General features: G+C 45.0%; 1 protein-coding gene. It reads right to left on the bottom strand.

Features of this window, described 5'->3' with window-relative positions; translation table 11 throughout:
- On the bottom strand, positions 1-1,538 hold a 1,538-nt coding region (locus C7972_RS23625), incomplete at its 3' end, for an IS1182 family transposase (protein ID WP_110358616.1).
- Between the last annotated feature and the right edge of the window lie 52 nt (positions 1,539-1,590).

The following is a 1,590-nucleotide window of genomic DNA, read 5'->3' as shown; positions in this document are numbered from 1 at the left end:
GCCAAGCTCACTTTTTTAAGGTTATGTGCCATTGCAATGAGCCCTATTTCCGTTTCCACCTTATCAAGACCTCTTAGCATGAACCTTTTAAAGTTCATATTGTGCTTTATGTTGCCAAAAACGGCCTCAACATCCCAGCATCTTTGTTTTCTGTGAGCGATTCCTTCCGGACCCAATAATTTTTGTTTTGCCTTTGCCTTGAGCCTGGCCAGCTTGTGGTTTCTCTCTACTATGCGATTGCCCTTTGATCTATGGCACAGGCTTCTGAGCTGACAGCCTGCACAGTTCTTGGCCTGGTACCTATTTATTTTTTGCTGGTATCCGGTAGCGGTCTTTTTTAAATAGCTCCCTATGTTCTCCATGGGCTGTCCCATCGGGCAATAATAGGTGTCCGTTTCATTGTTGTAAAAGAGATTGTCCGCTGCAAATGGCCTTTTCTGCCTTCCACGTTTCTCATCCAACTGTTCTTTATGGAAGTAGTTATACTTTACAAATGCATCAATATCCTTCTCATGAAGGTAGGTGTAGTTTTCTTCGCTCCCATAGCCTGCATCGGCCGTTAGTGCCCTGGGTGGTTTTCCGTAACCTTTTATAAAGTCTTCGGTATGGTCGATAAGTGTGGTGGTGTCCGCGGTGGTCTGTGCAAGGGTGTAGTTTGCTATGAACTGATTGTTGGTGGCTGCCTGTAGATTGTACCCTGGTTTGAGCTGTCCATTGAGCATATGGTCCTCTTTCATCCTCATAAAAGTGGCGTCGGGATCCGTCTTGCTCATAGAGTTGCGTCCGCCCATCTGTTGCTCGTACCTGTTGTACCTGGCGATATTCTTTGGCCAGTTCTTCTTGGCGTAATCGAGCTTTTGCCTTACTTTTCCATCAACTTTCCTCCCTTTAAGTGCCTGGTTGATCTTGTCGATTGTCCGTGATACCTGGTCAGGGTCTATTGCTTCAAAGTTGTCCGGCCCGTTGGGCCTTTGTTCCTCTTCGGCATACACCGTCTCCACATACCTCCATAGTTCTTTTAGTTGTTTCTCGATACGGGAACGTGAGGTCTTGATACTTTTTCCCCATACAAAAGTATAACGATTGGCATTGGCCTGGATCTTGGTGCCATCGACATAGATTTCCTTTAAGCTCAAATAGCCCTGTTCTGCCAGTAGTATCACAACTTGGTTAAAGATCTTTTTGAACTTCCCCTTGAGTTTGCCCGAGCGAAAATTGCTGATGGTGTTATGGTCGGGCCGGATACAGCCGCTGAGCCACATAAAGTGGACATTCTCGCCCAATGCCTGTTCGATCTTACGGGAGGAGTATAAGTTGCGAAGGTAGGCGTAGACCAAAATCTTTAAAAGGTCCCGGGGATGATAGCTAGAGGTCCCGCCTCCTTTATAGGTGTTTTCAATGGAACGGATATCTATCCGGTCCAAAATGCTGTTGACGATACGTACCGGGTGATTTTCGGGAACAAGATCATCATAACTGGGTGGGAGAAGACTCAATTGCGTCTGATTATTGGTCTTCCAAACGACATTGCTTTTCATACCATTAAGATAAGAAAATCAATACTTTTTTTAAAATCATAAACAAAAAAAA

Origin of the sequence: Arenibacter sp. ARW7G5Y1 (assembly GCF_003201775.1) — a bacterium.
Classification (GTDB): domain Bacteria; phylum Bacteroidota; class Bacteroidia; order Flavobacteriales; family Flavobacteriaceae; genus Arenibacter.
The sequence above is the reverse complement of the archived record's forward strand: the minus strand, read 5'-3'. Positions and strand labels throughout refer to the sequence as shown.